This is a genomic window from Nocardia sp. bgisy134 (assembly GCF_057708325.1).
The window spans coordinates 33,791-55,253 of record NZ_JBYIRW010000015.1 but is presented as its reverse complement, the minus strand read 5'-3'; the positions used below and the strand labels follow the sequence as shown (position 1 = coordinate 55,253).

Genomic DNA, 21,463 nt, shown 5'->3' with positions numbered 1-21,463 from the left:
GTCGTAGGGCCCGCGATCGAAACGGGCAGGAGAGGGAGTGCGCACCATGCCGCTGTTCGGGCGGGATACCGAGCTGAAGGATCTGGGTGCGCTGGTCGACGGGCCCGAGGATCGCAGTGGGATGCTGATTCGGGGTGCGGCCGGGATCGGGAAGTCGGCACTGGTGGACGAGGCCGTCGCGGCGGCGGCCATCGCGGGGGTGCGGGTGCTGCGGACCGCGGGGGTGGAGGCCGAACAGAACTATGCCTACGCCGGGCTGCATCGACTGCTGTACCCCTTGCGGAAACAGCTGGATGGGCTGCCGCCCCGGCAATACTACTCTCTCGCAACCGCTTTGGGATTGCCGGACGGCGGCGACGAACCCACCGCCTATCTCGTCGGGCTCGCGGCGCTGACGCTGCTGGCCGACGCGGCGGGCGAGCGGCCGCTGTTGATCGTCGCGGAGGATGTGCACTGGCTCGATCCCGCAAGTGCGGAGGTTCTGGCGTTCGTGGCCCGCCGCATCGACCCCGAGCCGATTGCGTTGATCGCCACCCTGCGCGATGGCGTCGACTCGCCACTCGCCGACGCGGGGCTGAGCCTCATGGGGCCCGAACCGCTGTCCGACGACCATGCCGCCGCACTGTTGGACCTGATCGCCCCCGAATTGCCCGCGCAGACCCGTCATCGGCTGCTGGCCGAGGCTCACGGCAACCCGCTGGCGCTCACCGAACTGCCGAGCGCGGTGCGCGACCTCGATGAGCTTCCCGCGACACTGCCGCTGACCGAACGGCTCGAACGCGCCTTCTCAGCGCGCGGCACCACGCTGCCCGCCCCCACCCGGACCGCGCTACTCGTCGCCGCGCTCAACGACAGCGACTCGGTCACCGAAACACTGTCCGCCGCAAGCATTCTCCTCGGCACACAGGCCGGCACCGAGATCTTCACGCCCGCCGTCGAAAACCGGCTGCTGGTACTCGGGCGCGACACCGTCACCTTCCGGCATCCTCTGATGCGATCGGCTTTCACCACGACGGCGACGGCCGACGAGCGTACCCGCGCACACCGCGCGCTCTCCGACGTCCTCGCCGCGCACCCGGATCGGCGCGCCTGGCAGCGGGCCGCGGCCGCGACCGGTCCCGACGAACAGGCGGCACGCGAACTGGAGAACGTCGCCGAACGAGCACGCCACCGCGGCGGCGCCGTCGCGGCATTGGAGCGCGCCGCCGACCTCAGCGGCGGCCCGGGCCTGCGCGCGGACCGGCTGCTGCGTGCGGCCGAACTCGCCGTCGATTCCGGCCGCCGTGATACCGCCGAACGACTCGTCCTCGCCGCACGCGCGCTCCCCACCACGCCGCGGCACGATGCCACCGCGGCCTGGCTGCTCAGCGGATTCGACGACGGAGTCCGCGAAAACCCCTCGCGCATCACCGAGTTGGCGGCACTGGCGGCCGCTGTCGCCGCCGACGGGCATCCGGACGCGGCAATGCGGATCCTGTGGGGTGCGGCCATGCGCTGCTTCTGGTCCGAACCCGGTCCCGACACCCGCCCCGCGTTGCTCGCCGTCGCCGACGAACTCCCCATCGCGGATGACGATCCGCGCCTTGTCGCCGTCTCCGCGTATGTAGCCCCGTTCGAACGCGGCGGACGGGTCATCGACCGCCTGCGCGCCCTGGCCTCGGACACCGGCCGCAACCCCGAGGTGGACCGGTTCCTCGGCAGCGCGGCACTTCAGGTGGGCGCTTTCGATCTCGCCGCGCACTTCTCCGCCGCGGCCGCGCCGGGATTTCGCGCCGCCGGACAGCTCGGACTGCTGCCGCGCGCGCTCACCGTGCAGGCGTGGAGTCTGACCCGGCTCGGCGATCTCGCCGCCGGGGCCCAGGCTGCCGCCGAAGCCGCCGACTTCGCCCGCGAAACCGGTCAGCCCTTCATGCACGGGCTGGCCACCGCCGTCCAGGCCGAAATCGCCGCGCTGCGAGGGGATTACCCGCAGGCCGCGACCCTCGCGAGCGATGCCGAACGAATCGGGCTCGCCGCCGGCGCGCGACCCGTCCTGGCCACCGTCCAACTCGCACGCGGGCTCGCGGCGCTCGGCGAGGGCAGGTACGACGACGCCTTCGCCGATCTGCGCCGCACGCACGATCCGGGGGACCCGTCGCACTCGCCCGCGCTGCGCGCCTATTTCCTGGCCGAACTCACCGACGCGGCGATCCGTGCGGGTCAGGTCGATGCGCTGCGTGAACTGCTGCGCGGCGTGGAGCCTGCCGTGGCGTCTACGCCCTCGCCCGCGTTGCACATCGGATGGCGATACGCACACGCCCTCCTGGCGACCGACACCGCCGAAGCACACTTCACCGACGCGCTCGCGGTGGATCTGGCCGCGTGGCCCGCCGAGCGCGGGCGGCTGCACCTGTCCTACGGCGAATGGCTGCGGCGGCAGCGCCGGGTCGTCGAATCCCGCACCCATTTGCGCACGGCCAGAGAGATTTTCGACGCGCTCGGGTTCACCGCCTGGAGCGAACGAACTCGGCTGGAACTGCGCAGTGCCGGTGAATCCAGCCCGAACCGGGATCCGGACGCCCGCGATCGGCTCACTCCACACGAGCTGAGCATCGCCCGGCTGGCAGCCCAGGGACTGACCAACCGGGAAATCGGGCAGCGGCTGTACCTGTCGCATCGGACCGTCAGCACCCATCTGCATCGCATCTTCCCCAAACTCGGCGTCAGCTCGCGCACCGATCTCGCGGCACTGCTTCCGGCCGACGAGGACACGACCGCCTGATGCGGGCCGACCCGGCGGCGGACCGAAGCGCACGAACAGCCGTTCCACGCCGATGACCGACAGGGAGTACGTCAACCGACGCTCGCAACGGCATTCGCGCGCTACCTAGCGTCATCGGCGTGGCCGGGGCGATTCACCGGCCTTCGCTCATGGACGACACCGGTAGGAGTTGCGATGACCATCAGCAGACGACGACTGTTCGGCGGAGCGCTCGCGGTGAGCGCCGCGAGTGTGGCCGCGACCTCCCTCGCCGCTTGCGCCACCGACCATGCCGCCGCACCCGCGACCACCGCACCGGGCGCGGACCTGCGCGCGGGATCGGGAGCCAACACCACCCTCGGGCCCATCACGCAGATCGACGCCGGTGTGCTGAACGTCGGATACGCCGAATTCGGTCCCCCCACAGGACAACCGGTCCTGCTGCTGCACGGCTGGCCGTACGATCCACACAGTTACGCCGATGTCGGACCGCTGCTCGCCGCGGCGGGCTACCGGGTGATCGTCCCGTACCTGCGCGGCTACGGACCCACCACCTTCCTGTCCGACCGAACCATCCGCAACGGCCAGCAGACGGCCATCGCGCGCGACATCGTCGACCTGATGGACGCCCTGCACATCGACGAGGCAGTCCTCGGCGGATACGACTGGGGCGCAAGGACGGTCGACGTCATCGCTGCGCTGTGGCCGCAGCGCTGCAAAGCCATCGTGTCCGTGAGCGGATATCTGGTCACCCAGATCGCCGCCAACCAGCAACCGCTCCCGCCGGAGGCCGAACTCGGCTGGTGGTACCAGTACTACTTCGCCACGGAGCGCGGACGGCTCGGCTACAGCCGCAACCGCCGCGATTTCAACAAGCTGATCTGGCGGCGGGCCTCGCCGCTGTGGAACTTCGACGACGCCACCTACGACCGCAGCGCCACCGCCTTCGACAATCCCGACCACGTCGACATCGTCGTCCACAACTACCGGTGGCGGCTCGGCCTCGCACCGGGCGAACCGCACTACGACGCCTATGAACGGCAACTCGACGGTGCCACCGTCTCCGTGCCTGCCATTACCGTCAGCAGCGATTTCGACGGCGTGGCCAAGGACGGAAAGGCCTACCGCGGCAAGTTCACCGGCAAATACGAGCATCGCGTCCTGGACGGCATCGGGCACAACGTCCCGCAGGAAGCGCCACACCCGTTCGCCCGGGCCGTCATCGACGCCGACCACCTGTGATTCCCGGCGCAGAGTGTCCGCGCCCCGCACAGAGGCCAGAGCTTCTGCGAGGAGTGCGAACGGCCTGCGCCCATCGTCCTGCTCTCCCGCGTCGCCAGTGCGAGAGGCGATTACGTCAACGCAGCGTCATCTGACGGATTCGCGGGGATACTCCGGAAAGCGATGCTCGATCAGCGTCCGGAACCGTGCAAACGGCTCCGGAATCGCAGACATCCCTCGCTGAAATTCAAGGAGCATTCCCATGGCAACGGTCCGATTCCACCTGCTGTCCACCCTGTCTCCCGCCGAGGTCGTGCAGGTGCTCACCGATTTCGGACCCACCCGGGCCCAGACGTGGCCGACGATCGATGCCGAGCACTTCGTCGTCCACGACCGTGGCGACACCTGGGCCGAGGTCACCGAGGGCACCGCGGCCGCGTGGGAACGCGCCCGCTACCAATGGGATCCGGCCGGTGTCACCGTCACCATCACCACACTGGACTCCAAGCTCTTCGGCGCGGGCGGCGGCTGGGTCTTCCGCGCCACGCCCGGCCAGGGCGGCACCAGGGTCGACGTCGAACTGACCCGCACCCCGCGGACGGTCAAAGGCAAGATCCTCGCGGCGCTGCTGCCCCTGATCGGCCCGTCCTCGCTGCGCAAGTCCTTCGCGGGCCCGCTGAAGGCCGCGTGATGACCGCAGCGCATTCGACCACGCACAACACGCGGCTTTCGCCCGGCGTCCACTCGTTCGACTCCGACGGCGTCCGGCAGCGGTACCACGTCCACGGACGCGGCCCGGTGTGCATCGCTCACCCGGGCGGTCCCGGAATCTTCTGGGAGTACCTGCGGATGCCGGCCCTCGAGCAAAACTTGACGATGGTGTACGTCGAGGCCATCGGCACCGGCGCATCCGGTCGGCTGCCGACGCATCCGCACGGCTACACCCGCGAACGCTACAGTCGCGCCTTGCAACGGCTCATCGAACACCTCGACGTGCCGGAGGTGTATCTGCTCGGCCACTCGCATGGCGCGTTCGTCACCGCCTATCACGCGCTGCACCGGCCGACCGGGCTCGCGGGAATCGTCCTCTACGAGGGCGCGCCGGTGACCGGCCCCGAGCACGCCCTCGAGGCCGCGCGCAGGCTGGAACAGTTCGCTGCCGCGCACGCCGACCGGCCCGAACTGGGCGAGATCCTCGCCGCATTCGGTGCGATGCAAGACATTTCGGATGACGAGCAGACCCTCGCCGTCGCCCGCGGTGTGCTGCCGTCGTACTTCGCCGACTACTGGGGCGACGAGCAGCGCTGGGGGGCCGTGCGGAATGCCATACAGGCGAACTACATTTCGGGCTTGACCGCCGACCGGACCCCCGATCCGATCGACGATCGCGCGGACCTGCCGGGCATGTCCGTGCCGGTCTTGGTGATCGTGGGCCGCCATGACGTCATCTGTGGACCGCGCTGGGCGGAGGAACTGCATCGGCTGATCCCGGATTCACAACTGCTCGTCCTCGAAAACAGCGGGCACCTGGGGCATGTGGAGGAACCGGAGCGTTTCGCCGAAGCGGTCTGGGACTTCGTCTCGACGCGCGGACGGCGAGAATGAACGCAGCGCGACCCGCCGATCCCCATACGGATCGGCGGGTGCGCGTGGCTGTCCTCTTCGCTGGCCCGGTAGCACTGTGGCTATGGGCGGAGGCTGCGGTCCTGCACGGCAGCGGCCCGGCGGCCGGGGAGTTCACTGACGATGGTGGCCTCGTAGGCCTCACTGGTCTCGATAGGTTTCGAGCAGCCGCAGCCAGACCTCGCCGATGGTGGGGAACGAGGGCACCGCGTGCCAGAGCCGATCGAGGGGGATCTCGCCGCTGATCGCGATAGTCGCCGAATGCAGGAGTTCGGCGACGCCCGCCCCGGCGAAGGTGGCCCCGACGATCACGCGGCGCTCGGGATCGATGAGGACGCGCGCCTGCCCTCGATAGGACGGATCGTGCTGAATCGCGCCCGCGACCCGGCCGATGTCGTAGTCGACGACGTCGACCACCCGTCCGGCACGGGCGGCGTCCTCGGTGGTGAGGCCGACGGCCGCGATTTCCGGGTCGGTGAAAACGACCTGCGGCACGGCGAGCAGATCGGCGGTACCCCCGTGCCGTCCCCACGGGCCGGTGTCGAGGGCCAGCCCGCGCGCCCGGTCCGCGATGACCGCACCGGCGATGCGTGCCTGGTACTTGCCCTGATGGGTGAGCAGCGCACGGTGATTGACGTCGCCGACGGCGTACAGCCAGTCACCCTCGACCCCGGTCACGGTGAAGGTGTCGTCGGTGGCGAGCCACTGCCCCGGAGCCAGACCGACGGTCTCGAGTCCGATGTCGTCGGTGCGGGGTGCGCGCCCGGTCGCGAGCAGGAGTTCGTCGGCGACGAGCCGGTCGCCGTCGCCGAGGGTGAGGTGGATGCCGTCGTCCGGTCCGCCCGCGCGCTCGGCGGCGGTGATGGTGGTGCCGAATCGCAGGTCGACGCCGGCTTCCCGGAGACGCTCGGCGACCAGGTCGGCGGCGAAGACTTCGACGCGGGGGAGCAGCCGGGGTTCGCGGGCGATGAGCGTGACCCGCGCGCCGAGCGCCTGCCACGCGGTCGCCATTTCGGTGGCGACCACCCCCGCGCCGAGGATGGCCAGTCGGCCCGGCACTTCGCGGGCGCTGGTGGCTTCGCGGCTCGTCCACGGACGCACGGTGTCGAGACCGGGGAGCGGCGGGAGGGCGGCGGAACTGCCGGTGCACACCGCGACCGCGTGCCGGGCGGTGAGCCGCACGGTGTCGCCGTCGGGGGTTCGCACCGTCACCTGCCGTGGCCCGGCAATTCTGCCGTGGCCGCGCAGGAGCGCGATCCCGGCGGAGTCGAGCCAGTCGACCTGCCCCTGGTCGTTCCAGTCGGCGGCCATGCGGTCGCGGTGTTTCAGGACGGCGCCGGCGTCCAGCGGTCCGGTGACCGCGGTGTCGACGCCGGGGAATCGTGCGGCTTCGGCGTGCAGCAGGGCCGGGCGCAGCATGGCTTTGCTGGGTTCGCAGGCCCAGTACGAGCATTCGCCGCCGACCAGTTCGGATTCGACGACGACAGTGCTGAGCCCGGCGGCGCTGGTGCGGTCGGCGACGTTCTCGCCGACCGGTCCGGCCCCGATGACGACGACGTCGTAGCTCTGGGTTTCCTTGTCGGACATGGGGTTTGCTTCCGATTGTGGGATCAGCGGCCGGGCGCCCGCCGAGTGACTTCCTGCAGGAACCAGCCGTTGCCGTCGGGGTCGGTGAAGGCGGCGAAGGAGCCGTAGCTGGCGCGATCCGGGTGCGGGCCCGCGACGCGGCCGGCGGTTCCGGCATGGTGGAAGACGCCGGTGGCGTCGCGGAAGGGTCCGTCGACCGTGATGCCGCGTTCGGTCAGTTCGGCGACGGCCTTCTCGATGTCGGTGACGATCAGGTGCAGGCCGTGCAGTGTCCCGGGCGCGGCGGCGGTGACGCCGGTGCCGAAAATGATCGAGCATTCCGACCCGGGCGGGGTGACTTGGACGACCCGGTAGCCGTCGTCCACCGGGAAGTCGGCGTCGAGGCGGAATCCGAGCCGCTCGGTGTAGAACGCTGTGGCACGGTCGACGTCGGCGACGGGCAGGACGACGGCTTCCAGCTTCAAGTCCACGATCGTGTTCTCCTGTTCGGTTTTTCGCGGTGGTCAGTGGGTGGCGCGGGCGGCCTGTTCGATCACGTCGGCGACCACGTCGGGATGTGAGACGGCGACGGAGTGCGAGGCGGCGACCTCGGTGACCTGAGCGTGGGCACGGGCGGCCATGAACCGCTGGGCCGCGACCGGGATGTTCAGGTCTTCGGTGGTGATGACGTCCCAGCTGGGTTTCTCGCTCCAGGCCGCGACGGTGGCCTTCTCCTCCAGGGCCGACTGCGCGATCGGCCGCTGGGCGGCGGCCATCAGCGCGGCGCGGCCGGCGGAGACGTCGGCGGCGAACTGGTCGTGGAACTTGTCCTGCCGGATGTAGAGGTCGGTGCCCGCGCCGCCGTCGGTAGCGGTGAACGGCACCGGGTTCAGCGTGCCGGGCAGGGTGGAGCCCGGGTACTGGCTGGTCAGCCCGAGCGCGGTCTCGCCGGGCGCCGGCAGGAAGGCCGCCACATAGACGAGCCCCTTGACCTGGTCGTTTCCGGCTGCGGCCGCGCTGATGACGGAGCCGCCGTAGGAGTGCCCGACCAGGATCACCGGCCCGCCGACGTTGCTGACGAGCGCCCGCAGCGCAGCGGCGTCCGAGGCGGGACCACGCAACGGATTGGCCACGGCCACCACCGGATAGTGGTCCGCGCGCAGCTTTTCGATCACATCGTTCCAGCTGGACCCATCGGCGAAAGCGCCGTGCACGAGAACGACCGTCGGTTTCGGGGCGTCCTCGGTGGGGCCGGCATGGGTGGTGGTGCTCGCGGTGCACGCGACGGCGAGGCTGCCCGCCGCGACTCCGGCCGCGATCGCGGTGACCGCCTTGGTGATTCGCCGCCGTGGGCGGCCTCGTCCTATGTAGACCATGTGGTTCGTCCTTCGAGCAAGTGTCGTGCGAGTTGTGCGCTCCACTGTCGGTCGCGCGGCGCCCCCGCCACATCCGTCAGCTGACGCTGCGCGCGACGTAGTTCGGTCAGCGGTCGAGTTCCGCGATGTCCCAGTCGTCGCCGACTGATCGAAGTGTCGCTCGTCGGTGTCTCCGGCTTCGATCGCGCGCGGTGCGGTGACCGTGTCGGCGACGCCGAGCAGTTCCGCGAGGGTGGTGTCGTGGCGATTTCTGGACTTCCGAGTCCAAGCCGACAGAACCTCGTCGTCGATCTCGGCGCATCCTGCTGTCGGGCTATAGGTTCGAGGTTCGGAGTACGCGCCGATTTCCAGCAAGGCTGCGGTACCGACCTGGTTCTCTGTCGCGAATACCGCGACCGCTCCTGCGTAGCTGCAACGACGGCTGCGGTGCCGCTCGGCAAGCGCATCTGAACTGGAGTTTCCGGGTTCGCATCTACTCGTCCTGGGAGAGAATGACGGCGGTGTATGCGCCGAGACCGATGTCGATGCAGTAGGGCATCTGGTCCATCCCGTGTGGCCGGCTGGTGGCGTCTGTGCTCGGCAGGTTTCCGAAGCTGGGATCGTATCCTTGCCAATCGCTGTTGAATCGCACTCGCCATCGACCTTCCCGTGGTACCCCGATCCGGTAGCGCTCGTATTCTCGGTTGGCCAGGTTGATCACCACGATCACGCTGTCGCGGGGCCCGCCCTCGGCGAAGCGGTGAAAGGCAAGGGCCTTGTTGGTGTTGTTGATGTGGTGCACGTGGACGCCGGGTCCGCGCAGTCCTCGCGTGGTGTGGTGCTGGTTCCGGCGTAGTGCGATGAGGTCTCGGTAGAGGTGGAGGATTCCTGTATGGGCGTCTCGTTTGGACCAGTCGAGCGGGTGGTCGTCGTGCCAGGAGCCGTCTTCGAGGAATTCCTGGCCTTGGAAGATCATCGGGATACCGGGAGAGGTGAATACCAATACCGCGCCCAGCGTGGAACGTTTCTTCGCGGCGTAGTCGCTGGCGTTTCCGGGTGAAATGTCCTCGGGCAGTCGTGATTTCCCGTTGAGGCGGGCGACCTCGTCGTGTGACTCGGTATAGATGACCCGTTGCAGGGCGGTATCGTTGTAGCGGTGTTCGACCGCGGCGCGGACTGTTTGCATGTCCCGGTCCTCGTCGCGCACGCGTGTCAGAAGCCGCCGGATCGGATGGACGAACCCGGCGTCCCATTGGCTGTCGAACCCAGCCCCGCCGCTGTCGGTGTTCTTGGTGAGCCACTCGTTGTTCTGCAAGTCTTCGGCGATGCTGATCTTCCACGGTTGGCGGGTGTCGATTTCGCTGTTGATCTGACGCAGCGCGCGCCACCCGTCCGGCAAGTCGGTGCCCGGGTCGGCGTTGCCGTCGACATTGCGGATGTAACTGGTTGCGTCCCAGCGCAGTCCGTCGAACCGGAACTGCTCCAACCACATCAGGGCGTTGTCTTGCAGGTATCGGCGAACTTCTGGGCGCCCGTAATCGGGTCGGGTGTGTCCCCACCGCGTGCGGTCGCGCCAGTCGTTGTAGAAGTAGATGCCGCCCTTGCCATGTTGATACCAGCCGTCGAATCGCCGGGTGATCGAGTCCGCCCAACCGAAGTGGTTGTAGACGACATCGCACAGCACCGCCAAGCCGCGGTCATGCGCCGCTCGGATCAAGTCCCGCAAAGCCCGCGGCCCGCCGTAATCGGTTTCGACCGCGAAAATCGAGGACGGGTTGTAGCCCCAGGAGAAGCCTCCCGGGAACTCGGCAGGCGGCAGCAGTTGGATGGTGTTGACACCGAGGTCGACCAGATGATCCAGCCGTTGCATCACCCGCGCCACATCGCCCGGGCCGCCGCCCGGCTCGTCGTTGTAGGTCCCGATGTGCAGCTCGTAGATCACCAAATCGTCCCAGTCCGGCATCCGGAACGGCACAGATCCCCAGTCGTAGTCCGGGTCATCGATGATCGAGTCACCGACCGAACTCGCCATCGCACACGCATACGGATCGCATCGCCAGGCAAGCTCGACACCGGCGTGGACGATCACGTACCGGTAAGTATCACCTGGCTTGGCGCACTCCACCTCGACCGACCACACACCTCCGCCCTCGTTGGTGAGCGGATGCGCCGACCTCGACCAGTCGTTGAAACTTCCTGCCACCGTGACACTATCGGCGTTCGGCGCCCACACGCGAAACGTCACGCCCTTCTCATGTGCTGTCGAACCCATCTGAGATCGGGACTGCAAAGTGGTCTTCATCATCGAGCTGCCCTCCTTCCCATGAATGCCCGCGTCCGGTCGAGGGATAGCCGAGGTGTCCTCTCCCACCTGCTCGGATGAAGTGCAATGTCGTTGGTTGCCCGCAAACAGCTTCGAGATCCGGTGGCCGCTGGCCGACAGCGCAGGGTTTCGACCAGAGCGCGATGCGGCGGTCCCTGGGTGTGATAGAAGGTTAACGAGGGCCACAGTAGCCGTAGCGAGTAGTTTGCTACTCGTTTCTCGTGTAGCGACGTGGAACGCAAACCAGACGCGTTCGCCGGTGGCAACTGCTCGACAAGGTCGACTCACCCGTGCAGCGTCGGTTTCGATCGCGGTCTTGCTCAGCGACGGCGGTCAGGATAGGCAGCCAGGGGTTCTCACCGCAGTTCGGGCATCCATTTCGCGAGCCGTCGGGTGGAAGGTCGAGTAGACCGCTACTCTTCACGACTCCCTGCGGGCGATCGAGAATTACCGCGTCGGGTTGCGGAGCGCACGTCATAGGGCAGTACTCGGCGGGACTCCGCAGCACGGCGTCCAAGGAGGACGCGATGGTCCTTCAGTTCGTACCGGACGAGTCCGCACCGGAAGGGGTCGATGTCGCGATGATCAGTGGTCGCGTTCAACCGGCCACCTTGCGGATCGTGATCGTGTCACCGATCCGGCTGTACCGTGACGGGTTGGCTGCGGTGCTGCTGGCGCTCGACGACGTCGGTGAGGTCCGGGCGTGCGAGCTGTCGCTGGACGGTATCGACGCGGCGCGGCGGATGGATGCGCACGTGGTCCTGCTGGACATGTCGGCGGTGACCAGCCCAGCGGCCGCACGCCTGTTCACCCGAGAATTGCCCGGGGTGAGCGTCGTAGCGTTGGCGCTGCCGGAAACCGAGCAATCGGTGGTCGCCTGCGCGGAAGCCGGCATCGTGGGTTACGTGCCAAGAGAAGGCACCCTTGACGACCTGATTGCGGCCGTGCGGCATGCGGTGATCGGCGAGACGCTGTGCCCGCCGATGATCACCGGCGGGCTGATGCGCCGGGTCGCGACGTTGGCCGGCGACGGGCAACCACACCGGGCCCGGTTCCGCTTGACCGCTCGCGAGCGGGAGATCGCCGATCAGATCGCGCTCGGTCTCAGCAACCGCGCGATAGCCGACCGGCTGGGCATCGAGTTGTGCACCGTGAAGAATCATGTGCACAACATCCTCGACAAGCTCGGCGCGATGCAGCGCGCTGATGTAGCTCGCTTCCTCGTGGACGGTTGAAGCCCTATTCGGCGGTCACCGATGAAACGTTTGATCACCCGATCCGGATCGGGTTCAGCGAAAGACAGATCCGGCGATCCATTGCTACGGACGGGTGCCTGGAGTGTTACTTGATCCGATGGCGTCGGTAGGCGGCGTCGGTTTCGAGGTATCAATCCCATTTCTAGCGCTGTAGGAAGGGACTCCTGATTCGGAGGTTTCGTAATGCCCGTTCCGCTGACATACCCAGGCGTGTATATCGAGGAGGTCCCCAGCGGCGTGCGGACCATCACTGGTGTCGCCACGTCGATTGCGGCGTTTCTGGGCAGAACACTCCGCGGTACTCCGAACGAACCAGCGGTGATCAACAGCTTCGCCGACTTCGAGCGGCAGTTCGGTGGCCTGTGGGTCGAGAGTCCGATGACATATGCGGTACGCGACTTCTATCGAAACGGTGGCACCCAGGCTGTCATCGTGCGGGTCTTCAGAAGCGGCGGCGCGACTGATGACACCGCGAGCGTGGCATTGCGCTCCCCCGGTGCCGACTTCACCGTGCGAGCAAGCTCACCTGGCACGTGGGGAAATAGGCTGCGCGCGCGTGTCGACTATGACATTGGGGACCCGACGTCGAGGACACTGTTCAACCTCACGATTCGCGACGACACGACCGGTCAGATCGAGACCTTTCGAAACCTGTCCATCGAGGCAGACCATCCACGGCGTGCCGACAAGGTGATCAACGAGTCATCCTTGGTCCGGGCGTCCACCGCGCCGGACCCGATCAACCGCCCGACCGAGCACACCGATCCGACTGCGACAGACCCCCTCTGGGACGACAACGGCACTAACAGCGTATTCGAAGACACCGACGGTGACGATGGCGTCGAGCTGATCGGTGCGCACTACACGGAAGGTACGGAGTCGAACAAGACCGGTCTATATGCTCTGGAGAAGGTCGATCTATTCAATCTGCTGTGCATTCCGCCGCACGGGCAGAACGATATCGAACAGGGACTGATCGACACTGCGGCCGCGTACTGCGAACGTCGCCGCGCCATTCTCATCGTGGACCCTCCGGCGGAATGGAATGGCAAGGACGACGCGGCGGCGGGCGTTGGCTCGGTCGGTACCAGCAGTAGCCATGCCGCTCTGTACTTCCCGCGACTTCGTACGCCAAACCCATTACGTGACAATCAGCTCGAGGATTTCGCTCCGTGCGGAGCGGTAGCGGGGATCATCGGCCGTACCGACGCGCAGCGCGGCGTGTGGAAGGCGCCGGCGGGGTTGGAAGCGACCATTGTGGGAGCGCCAGCTCTCTCGGTACCCCTGACCGATGCGGAGAACGGCAAGCTGAACCCGTTGGGGATCAATTGCCTGCGTGCGATGCCAGCGGCGGGCCGGGTGGTGTGGGGAGCACGCACACTCGAGGGCGCTGACCGGCGCGCTTCGGAATGGAAGTACCTGCCGGTCCGGCGAACCGCGCTGTTCATCGAGGAGAGCCTTTATCGCGGCACCCAGTGGGTGGTTTTCGAGCCGAACGCCGAGCCACTGTGGGCGCAGATCAGGCTGAATGTGGGCGCCTTCATGAACCGGCTGTTCCGGCAAGGCGCATTCGCCGGGACGACGCCGCGCGAGGCCTATTTCGTCAAGTGCGACAGCCAGACCACCACACAGACCGATGTCGACCTCGGGGTTGTCAACATCGTCGTGGGGTTCGCGCCGCTGAAGCCTGCCGAGTTCGTGGTCATCCAGTTGCAGCAGATGGCCGGTCAGATTGCCACGTAGGAGTTCGTGATGGCCCAGTTCAGTGTGAATCCGAAGCGGTTCGACCCCTACAAGAACTTCAAGTTTCGGGTGATGTGGGACGGCAGGTACGTGGCCGGAGTCAGCAAGGTAGGGGCAATCAAGCGCAGTACCGAGGTCGTTGAACACCGCGAGGGCGGTGACGACTCGACATCGCGGAAGTCCCCGGGACGCACCAAGTTCGAGCCGATCACCCTGGAGGCCGGGGTCACGCACGACCGCGAGTTCGAGCTGTGGGCCAGTCGTGCCTTCCATCTCGGTCGAGTCAACGGCGACTTTCGTAAAGACATCACGATCGAGCTGTACGACGAGGCCGGACAGCTTGCACTGCGGTTCAACATCTTCCGGTGCTGGGTGTCGGAGTACCAGGCGCTGCCCGACCTCGATGCCAACGCCAACGCGGTCGCGATCCAGACGATCAAGCTCGAGAACGAGGGTTGGCAGCGCGACTTCGTCACGCCGGAGCCGGGCGAACCGGTGTTCGTCGAGCCCGGCGGCTGACGCGATGAGCACCGTGCGCGGTTTAGCGGCGCAGGAAGCGCTAGTCGTGTGGGAGCGCGGCGGCCGACTGCCGGCGGCCACCCGGTCGGCTGCTGTGCTCGACGCTATCCGGCTTGTCCGCAATGAGCGTGGCGCGGCCGCGGCACTTCCTCTCGGAGAGTGCGACGCGGCTCTCCTGCGCTTGTATGCTGCCACGTTCGGTGACCGAATCGATGCGCTCGCCAGTTGCCAATCCTGCGCGATCGATGTCGAACTGACGATCTCCTGTGTCGAACTTCTCGATGGCGCGCACGGCGTTCCAGTTCAACCGGTCGAGGAATCGGGCTACGTAGTCGAATGGCGGCTGCCGACATCGACCGACCTGGCTTCGCTCGGCGCCTGCCGGGATGTCAGCGAGGGCGCGGAGTTGCTCCTGCATCGTTGTGTCCTCGAGACCCGAATCGATGGCAGCCGTGTGACGACCGCGGACTTGCCGCCTGAAGTGCGGGACGCGGTCTGCGCCGCGATGGTCGCGGCCGACCCGCTCGCGGAGATCATCCTGATGCTGCAGTGCCCCGAGTGTGGCCACCGCTGGTCGAGCAGAGTCGACATCGGCATGCTCTTCGAGCGCTGTGTGCGTACGGCGGCGCTGCGTGTGCTCAACGATATCCACACGCTGGCCCGGTCCTATGGCTGGTCGGAGTCTCGAATACTCGACCTTTCACCGGCTCGCCGGGCTGCCTATCTGGAGTTGGTCAGCGATGCCTGACTATTTGATGCGGCTTGCGGCACGGGCGTTCGGTGAACCCGGAAGCTCGCTTGTTGTGCCGCGAGTGCCGTTCCGATACGAGAGCGGGTACGAGGGCTGCATCGCCCCGGAAGACATCGACCATGATCCGGACGAATCCTCGCCGGTTGCGAGGCTTCCGCTAGGAGTTCCATCGGCACCGAACGATTCGCCGACCGTGCCGTGGGCCCTGAACCTTGCTCCTTCCGACCCCACGGTATCCGCGAGGGACGAGTTCGCGGCGAAGCCACAGATCAGCGAGACAGCACCGGATTCGAACTGTATCTCCCGTACTGTCCCCGCTGAAACCCCGATGCCCGAGGCGCCGCCGCTGTCGGATCTTCCATGCTCTGCGGAAGACCTTGCCTCCCAACAACGAATCCAGACGCCTGGTGCGCCAACACACCAGCGTGCAGACGCTTCCGCGCTCGTAGGTCACGAACCGTCGAGCCAGGTACCTGTTCAGGTGGAACCGCGCACATTCGTCGATGCCGTCGCGTGGTTGACCGGTGAAGAAGATATTCGCTCGACTATTTCGAAACCTGTACCGACAAAGCAGAACCGCAACACGGCACCGGTGGTGCGGGTCACCATCGGCCGAATCGATGTGCGGGCCGCATCACCTGTTTCGGCCGAGCCGCCGAAGCCCCCGCCGAAGCCCCCGAAAGCCTCTGGCGGCGAGCTGTCGGCATACCTACGCGGCGACCTCCGTGCGAGGTCACGATGAGCACCGCCCTCGCCATCGGCGCGGTGAGCGCCGTATTACGCAACATCCTCGACAACGGCTTGGTCGACGCTGCCGTCGCAGTTGGCGCGCCGGTCAAGGTATCCGCGCTTGCGCCCGACGCCATCAAGCTCGACGATCCGAACGCGCAGCCACAGCTCAACCTCTTTCTCTACCGAGTCACGCCGAACCTCGGATACCGCAACGCCGGGTTGCCTTCCCGCGATGGTGCCAACCGTTTGACGAATCCACCTTTAGCGCTCGATCTGCACTATCTGCTCACCGCATATGGGCACGCCGACCTGCACGCCGAAATCCTGCTGGGATACGCCATGCACCTGCTTCATGAACGGCCATTCCTCGATAGGGAGACCGTCAGCAGGGCACTCAGCTTTACTCCGCTGGACCCGACCATCTTGCCCGACGCGTTCCGCGAACCGCCGGCAGCAAACCTCGCCGAGCAGGTCGAGTCCTTGCGGATCAGCTCGGAGCCCATGGACACGGAGGAATTGTCCCGGCTGTGGTCGGCCACGCAGGCGCACTACCGACCGAGCTCGGCCTACGAGATCTCGGTCGTCCTCATCGAGGCAACCCGACCAGCGACCTCCCCACTGCCCGTACTGACACACTCCGTCGAGGTGGCACCGGCACTCGTACCGCCGTACCCGACCATCACCTCGGTTGAACCGCCGGAAGGGAGAGAAGTCGCCGAACTGGGAGATATCGTCACACTGCGCGGTCATCATCTCGACGGCGCATCAGCAGTCGTCCGATTCAGCCATCGTCTCGTTGCGCCGCACGAGATTCCGATGGGCACGCTCACAGATCCGGACGCGATTCAGGTGGCACTGCCCACTGGAGCCGGAGCGGATACCGACTGGCCGGCCGGGATCTGGAGTGTGAGTGCATCGATGCTCCGACCTCCCGATACCTCGTCCCGACAGACGAATTCGGTCGCAATGCTGCTCGCACCTACGCCCGATCTGAGCGCAGCTGCCATCACGCGAGACACCGCTACCGGGGCGGTGACGGCGACCCTCGACGTGACACCTGCCGCGCGACCTGAGCAGGTGGCGATGCTGGCCGTTGGCAGCTCGGAGGCGATCGCACCGGCCCGCACCGCGAGCGCGTCACGGCTGACGTTCACCTTTGGGCCGCTGCCCACGGGTCCGGCCTGGGCACGGCTGCGCGTCGACGGGGTGGAAAGCGCCCTGGTCGACCGGTCGGCGACGCCGCCCACATTCCTGGCCGACCGATCGGTGACGGTGCCATGATGACTACGATCCGGGCCGAGAGCTACACCGAAGACAACCAGCGCGCCCTGGTCGGTCAGCTCGCCCGCGTCTACGCCTTGCTGACGGACGACATGCCAGCCCTGGACCAGGCGGACGTACCTGGACAGCTGAAGCGGGTGGTCGAGTTGTTCCAGCTGTCCCCGTTCGAGCGCGATCTACTGCTCTGGTGTGCTGGTGTCGAACTGGAAAGCAGATTCGCGGCGGCGTTCGGTTCCGCGCACGGTGATCCCCGCCGTACTCATCCCACCTTCGGCCTCGCCCTCACCAAGCTGAACGGAGAGCACTGGGATGCATTGTCACCGGATCGCCCGCTGCGGTATTGGCGGCTGATCGAAATGAGCACCGGACCTGGGCTGGTCGACCGACCCCTGCAAATCGATGAACGAATACTTCAATTCCTGACCGGCGTGGTATGCATGGATCCCCGACTTTCCGGCCTTCTGGAGGCGGACGATGCCGCCGGGTCTCTCGCGTCAGCTCACCGGCATATCGTCGCCGAGATAGTCGCCTTGCTCGGCCAGCTCGTCAGTCCCGCGGCGGTGGTCCTCAGCGGTGCCAGCGCGGCCATACGACGCCGGGTCGCCGCACGTATCGCTGTCGAAGCCGGTCGGCTCCCGCTCGTCGCCCGCAGCTCACTGATCAATGCTTCCAGTCGCGAGTGCCTCGCCTTGGCCCGGCTGATCGAGCGTGAGGTCGCGCTGCTCGGCGGCTTGCTGTACGTGGACTGCGGCGACGCTGGCGAACCGGAATCAATCGATGCCTTCATCGGCGAGTTCGACTGCCTGATTCTGGCAGGAGTTGCGGAGAGCGGCGCGCGGCCGACCACACGAGCGACGCTGATTTGCCGCAGCCTCCCCGAGCTGACCGCAGCTGATCAGCTTGCTCTTTGGCAGGACTCGCTCGGTCCAGCCGCTGCCCGGTACGGCAACAGACTCCAGGAGGCAGCCGACCAGTTCCGCTTCGACGCCACGGAGGTAGAGGCGATCTGCGCTGAGCAGGCCGCTGGCGGACACGACACGTCCAAGCTGCGGCAAGTATGCCGGGAGCATGGTCGCGGCAGACTCGACGACCTGACCCAGCACATTTCACCCGAGGCAGCGTGGACCGACCTAGTCCTTCCCGACCCGACGCTAGCGGCGCTGCATGACATAGTCCGCCAAGCACGCTACCGCGGCCTCGTCTATCGAGACTGGGGGATGGCCGACACCACGAGCCGGGGCCTCGGGGTGACCGCATTGTTCGTGGGAGACAGCGGCACCGGTAAGACCCTCGCCGCCGAAGTGCTTGCGAATGAGCTCGACCTCGACCTGTACCGCATCGACCTCGCCTTGGTGGTGAGCAAATACATCGGCGAGACGGAGAAGAACCTCAAGCGCGTCTTCGATGCAGCCGAGACCAGTGGCGCCGTGCTGCTGTTCGACGAGGCTGATGCGCTGTTCGGCAAGCGCAGCGAGGCCAAGGACAGCCACGACCGATACGCCAATGTCGAGGTCGCCTACCTGCTGCAGCGTATGGAGGCGTACCGAGGTCTGGCGCTACTGACAACGAACATGAAGACCGCCCTCGACCGTGCATTTCTGCGCCGAATCCGGTTCATTGTGATGTTTCCATTTCCCGATCTGAGGCTGCGCCGGGCCATTTGGGAACGCCAGCTTCCGCGATCATTGCCCACCGAGAACCTGGACTTCACGCGCCTGGCTCAACTGCAGGTTCCGGGAGGAAACATCCGCGCGATTGCGTTGTCGGCGGCGTTCCTCGCCGCCGAGACCGGCGGCCCGGTTCGGATGGACCATCTGCACCAGGCCGCGCGACGAGAGTACGAGAAGCTCGAAAAGCCGCTCACCTATGTAGAGAGCCGGGGGTGGACATGATGCCGCTACGGTTCGAGGTCGAGATTGGTGAAGTTGTGCTGCAGGGCGTGCCGAGGGAAGAAGTGGCCGGGCTGCCGGAGGCGATTGAGCACGACCTGGTTGCACTGGCAAGCGGGCACGAGCTTTCGCGCACGACTGTCGGCGCGCAGGTAGCGCGAGCTGTTTGGGCAAAGCTGCCGAGGCGGAGAAGTCAGTCATGACGCGCATATTCGAGCACCGCGCTCGAACGACGACCCCGCCGCTCGTTGTGTCCTGTCCCCACGATGCGAGCGAGCGGCAGGCCGACCAACTCGCCGACATTGTGACGCGCGGCGACAGTGTCATCGACTGGACGTCGGCGGCGATCAGTGCGGCGAACGTGCACAGGCAGGTCGGTGGTGGGCCGGCGCAGGAGGACACGAAGTTCCGGCAACTCGCCGAAACGCCCCCAACAGAGGAGGAGAGTGAAAAGAAGCGGGAGGAGGAGCAGCAGGCAAGCTACCAGGCCCTGCAGACATCTGCCGAAGCGGTTCTCCAGACCCCGGCGGGTAAGAAGCTGATGAAAAAGATCCAGTCGATTGTGGCTCCGTACGCGGTTCCTCTTCTTGGAGTCCTCGCCACACAGCCGACGAAGCTGCCGCTGCCCGCGATCCGGCTCGACACAATCCTGCAGGGACTCTCGGGTCAGCTCATATTCGAGGGCCCGCTCAAAAACCCTGAGTACATAGGTATCTCGCTCAATTACGAGCCTGGCACAACCCTGCCGGGGTTTTCGGCCCGTTTCGGGGCCGGGGGACCACTCGATGACCGTCGATACGACGTGGGTCTGTCGCTCACCTCCGAGCGCGGCGCAATTCTGCCCGGGCTTTCGGGCCGTCTCGCGGTCGAGGGACCACTCGATGACCCTCGATACGACGTGGGTCTGTCGCTCACCTCCGAGCGCGGCGCAATTCTGCCCGGGCTTTCGGGCCGTCTCGCGGCCGGGGGACCACTCGATGACCCTCGATACGACGTGGGTCTGTCGCTCACCTCCGAGCGCGGCGCAATTCTGCCCGGGCTCTCAGTCCGCCTCGCGGCGGGGGGACCACTCGGAAAACCTCAATACGACGTCGGTATTGCGCTCACCTACGAGGAGCGCATCGAGCCGGGGCCGCCGGGCCGTACGAAAGGCCCTGCCCGACCCGAGTCCACCATGGCCGCGATCGAGACTGCGCGGGAGGAAATCGCTCGCGAGGCCGCCATCGCATATTTCCTTGCGCAGCAACCGAAGATGCCGGGACTCCACGTGTTGGTCCCGCTGAAGCCTGGTGAGAAGCCGAAAACGGTCGAATCTTCCGAACAGCGGCCCGACGAGAAGAATCTCGAAGACGCGCCACTCCAGCGCCAGCCCGCATCGGCGACGCACGGCGCACCGCTTGACACCAGCGGGGTCGGCGCAGCTATAGCAAACGGCGGCCACCCTCTGGATCCTGTCGTACGCCAAACGATGGACGCCCGCTTCGGTTTCGACTTCGGCTCTGTCCGAATCCACGATGACGATGCGGCACACCGGGCCGCCTCCAGCCTCGAGGCAAGTTCTTTCACGCTGCGCGAAAATATCGTGTTCGCGCGAGGAAAGTACGACCCGTCTTCGCTCGAAGGTCGTCGTCTAATCGCGCACGAACTCACACACGTCGTACAACAGCGGGCTGGTATTCGCCGTGGCCATCTGCAGCGCCAAGTGATTCCAGTGCCCCTGCGATCGAGCGTGGACCTGACCACGCTGAGTGAGGAGGAGCTCGATGACCGGCATGCGCTGATCATCGAGGCGCTGTCGGAGTTCTCGCAATCCACTCCCGATACTGCCCTACTCGAGGAAGAGGTTGGCTCCATCGGCAGCGAACTGACGAGGCGACGAACCTTCTCTTCCGAGGCCATCGCCAAGATGCGCGACTACTTTGTGCAGAATGCGAGGACCCGGAAAGACCGATGCTTGGCCACGCTGAAAAAGGGCCTGCGAATCGTGACCGCCCAGCCAGAGCTACCGACTACCGGAGACACGATCTACAAATCCATGGAGAAGGTTGCCGCAGCTGGTTTCGCGGGCGGTGCTCGCGATATTGGCTTCCGATCGAAGACCGGCCGAATCACGAGAGGGGGCGCGCGCCCTGAAAAGCTGGATTCGAGTGTCTTCGAAGCGGTGCTCGAGATGAATGAAGGGGACAAGGGATGGAGCGTTTTCGCCATGGGCGTTTTTTCCGGTTTCCACAGCGTGACGTTGACCCTCGATAATTCCGATCCGGCATGCCCGCACTTGTATTGGTCGGACCAGTATGAGGAAAAAGGCGGTTGGAAGGAGTATGCAAAAAAAGATCTCGACGAGGAGGTAACTCGCATGGTCCAGGACTGGTGGGACGAGCAACTCGTGGGGGCGAAGCATGGGCTGGTCGTGAGACTCTGGCGCCTTCGTTCCACGCCATCGACTTCTACTGTCGAACAATGA

18 protein-coding genes are annotated in these 21,463 nt (G+C 66.4%); 14 read left to right on the top strand and 4 right to left on the bottom strand.

Annotated elements, in window-relative coordinates:
* The first annotated feature begins 46 nt into the window (after positions 1 to 46).
* The 4 genes from AC3ERS_RS24790 (at position 47) to AC3ERS_RS24775 (ending at position 5,566) form a co-directional block, all read left to right on the top strand.
* Positions 47 to 2,761, top strand: coding sequence for an AAA family ATPase (locus tag AC3ERS_RS24790; protein ID WP_431970625.1), 2,715 nt, complete (start codon positions 47 to 49; stop codon positions 2,759 to 2,761).
* A 174-nt stretch (positions 2,762 to 2,935) separates the two neighbouring features.
* Entirely contained in the window at positions 2,936 to 3,982 is a 1,047-nt protein-coding gene (locus tag AC3ERS_RS24785) for an alpha/beta fold hydrolase (protein ID WP_431970479.1), read from the top strand.
* Between the two features lie 241 nt (positions 3,983 to 4,223).
* On the top strand, positions 4,224 to 4,652 hold the full coding sequence (locus AC3ERS_RS24780; protein ID WP_431970478.1) for a hypothetical protein: 429 nt from the start codon (positions 4,224 to 4,226) through the stop codon (positions 4,650 to 4,652).
* Complete coding sequence (locus AC3ERS_RS24775; protein ID WP_431970477.1) at positions 4,652 to 5,566, top strand: alpha/beta fold hydrolase; 915 nt, start codon at positions 4,652 to 4,654, stop codon at positions 5,564 to 5,566. Before AC3ERS_RS24780 ends, AC3ERS_RS24775 begins: the two co-directional genes overlap by 1 nt.
* Before the next feature lie 159 nt (positions 5,567 to 5,725).
* Here AC3ERS_RS24775 and AC3ERS_RS24770 read toward each other — a convergent pair whose 3' ends face one another.
* The 3 genes from AC3ERS_RS24770 to AC3ERS_RS24760 are packed head-to-tail and all read right to left on the bottom strand — an operon-like array spanning position 5,726 to position 8,526.
* The gene (locus tag AC3ERS_RS24770; RefSeq protein WP_431970476.1) at positions 5,726 to 7,171 is read right to left on the bottom strand and encodes a dihydrolipoyl dehydrogenase family protein; all 1,446 of its coding nucleotides are present in this window, start codon (positions 7,169 to 7,171) and stop codon (positions 5,726 to 5,728) included.
* A 23-nt stretch (positions 7,172 to 7,194) separates the two neighbouring features.
* Complete coding sequence (locus AC3ERS_RS24765; RefSeq protein WP_431970475.1) at positions 7,195 to 7,641, bottom strand: VOC family protein; 447 nt, start codon at positions 7,639 to 7,641, stop codon at positions 7,195 to 7,197.
* A gap of 33 nt (positions 7,642 to 7,674) precedes the next feature.
* A complete protein-coding gene (locus AC3ERS_RS24760) occupies positions 7,675 to 8,526 on the bottom strand; it encodes an alpha/beta fold hydrolase (RefSeq protein ID WP_431970474.1) in 852 nt (283 codons plus the stop codon).
* A gap of 153 nt (positions 8,527 to 8,679) precedes the next feature.
* Here AC3ERS_RS24760 and AC3ERS_RS24755 point away from each other — a divergent pair, with 153 nt between their 5' ends.
* Entirely contained in the window at positions 8,680 to 8,976 is a 297-nt protein-coding gene (locus AC3ERS_RS24755) for a hypothetical protein (RefSeq protein WP_431970473.1), read from the top strand.
* 22 nt (positions 8,977 to 8,998) lie between these two features.
* Here the strand turns inward: AC3ERS_RS24755 and AC3ERS_RS24750 are convergent, their stop codons facing one another.
* On the bottom strand, positions 8,999 to 11,116 hold the full coding sequence (locus tag AC3ERS_RS24750; RefSeq protein ID WP_431970472.1) for an alpha-amylase family glycosyl hydrolase: 2,118 nt from the start codon (positions 11,114 to 11,116) through the stop codon (positions 8,999 to 9,001).
* A 377-nt stretch (positions 11,117 to 11,493) separates the two neighbouring features.
* On the opposite strand from AC3ERS_RS24750, the gene AC3ERS_RS24745 reads away from it, so the two are divergent.
* From AC3ERS_RS24745 to AC3ERS_RS24705, 9 genes are all read left to right on the top strand, one after another.
* Complete coding sequence (locus tag AC3ERS_RS24745; RefSeq protein WP_431970471.1) at positions 11,494 to 12,063, top strand: LuxR C-terminal-related transcriptional regulator; 570 nt, start codon at positions 11,494 to 11,496, stop codon at positions 12,061 to 12,063.
* 204 nt (positions 12,064 to 12,267) lie between these two features.
* Positions 12,268 to 13,827 (top strand): phage tail sheath family protein, encoded by a 1,560-nt coding sequence (locus tag AC3ERS_RS24740; protein WP_431970470.1) that lies wholly within the window; start codon positions 12,268 to 12,270, stop codon positions 13,825 to 13,827.
* 9 nt (positions 13,828 to 13,836) lie between these two features.
* Complete coding sequence (locus AC3ERS_RS24735) at positions 13,837 to 14,346, top strand: phage tail protein (protein WP_431970469.1); 510 nt, start codon at positions 13,837 to 13,839, stop codon at positions 14,344 to 14,346.
* 4 nt (positions 14,347 to 14,350) lie between these two features.
* Entirely contained in the window at positions 14,351 to 15,094 is a 744-nt protein-coding gene (locus AC3ERS_RS24730) for a T4 family baseplate hub assembly chaperone (protein WP_431970468.1), read from the top strand.
* Positions 15,087 to 15,839, top strand: a complete 753-nt coding sequence (locus AC3ERS_RS24725; RefSeq protein ID WP_431970467.1) for a hypothetical protein — start codon at positions 15,087 to 15,089, stop codon at positions 15,837 to 15,839. Before AC3ERS_RS24730 ends, AC3ERS_RS24725 begins: the two co-directional genes overlap by 8 nt.
* On the top strand, positions 15,836 to 17,110 hold the full coding sequence (locus AC3ERS_RS24720; RefSeq protein WP_431970466.1) for a Pvc16 family protein: 1,275 nt from the start codon (positions 15,836 to 15,838) through the stop codon (positions 17,108 to 17,110). The genes AC3ERS_RS24725 and AC3ERS_RS24720 overlap by 4 nt, the downstream gene beginning before the upstream one ends.
* Entirely contained in the window at positions 17,110 to 19,002 is a 1,893-nt protein-coding gene (locus tag AC3ERS_RS24715) for an ATP-binding protein (RefSeq protein ID WP_488186859.1), read from the top strand. The genes AC3ERS_RS24720 and AC3ERS_RS24715 overlap by 1 nt, the downstream gene beginning before the upstream one ends.
* On the top strand, positions 18,993 to 19,202 hold the full coding sequence (locus tag AC3ERS_RS24710) for a hypothetical protein (RefSeq protein ID WP_431970464.1): 210 nt from the start codon (positions 18,993 to 18,995) through the stop codon (positions 19,200 to 19,202). Before AC3ERS_RS24715 ends, AC3ERS_RS24710 begins: the two co-directional genes overlap by 10 nt.
* Entirely contained in the window at positions 19,199 to 21,463 is a 2,265-nt protein-coding gene (locus AC3ERS_RS24705; RefSeq protein ID WP_431970463.1) for an eCIS core domain-containing protein, read from the top strand. Before AC3ERS_RS24710 ends, AC3ERS_RS24705 begins: the two co-directional genes overlap by 4 nt.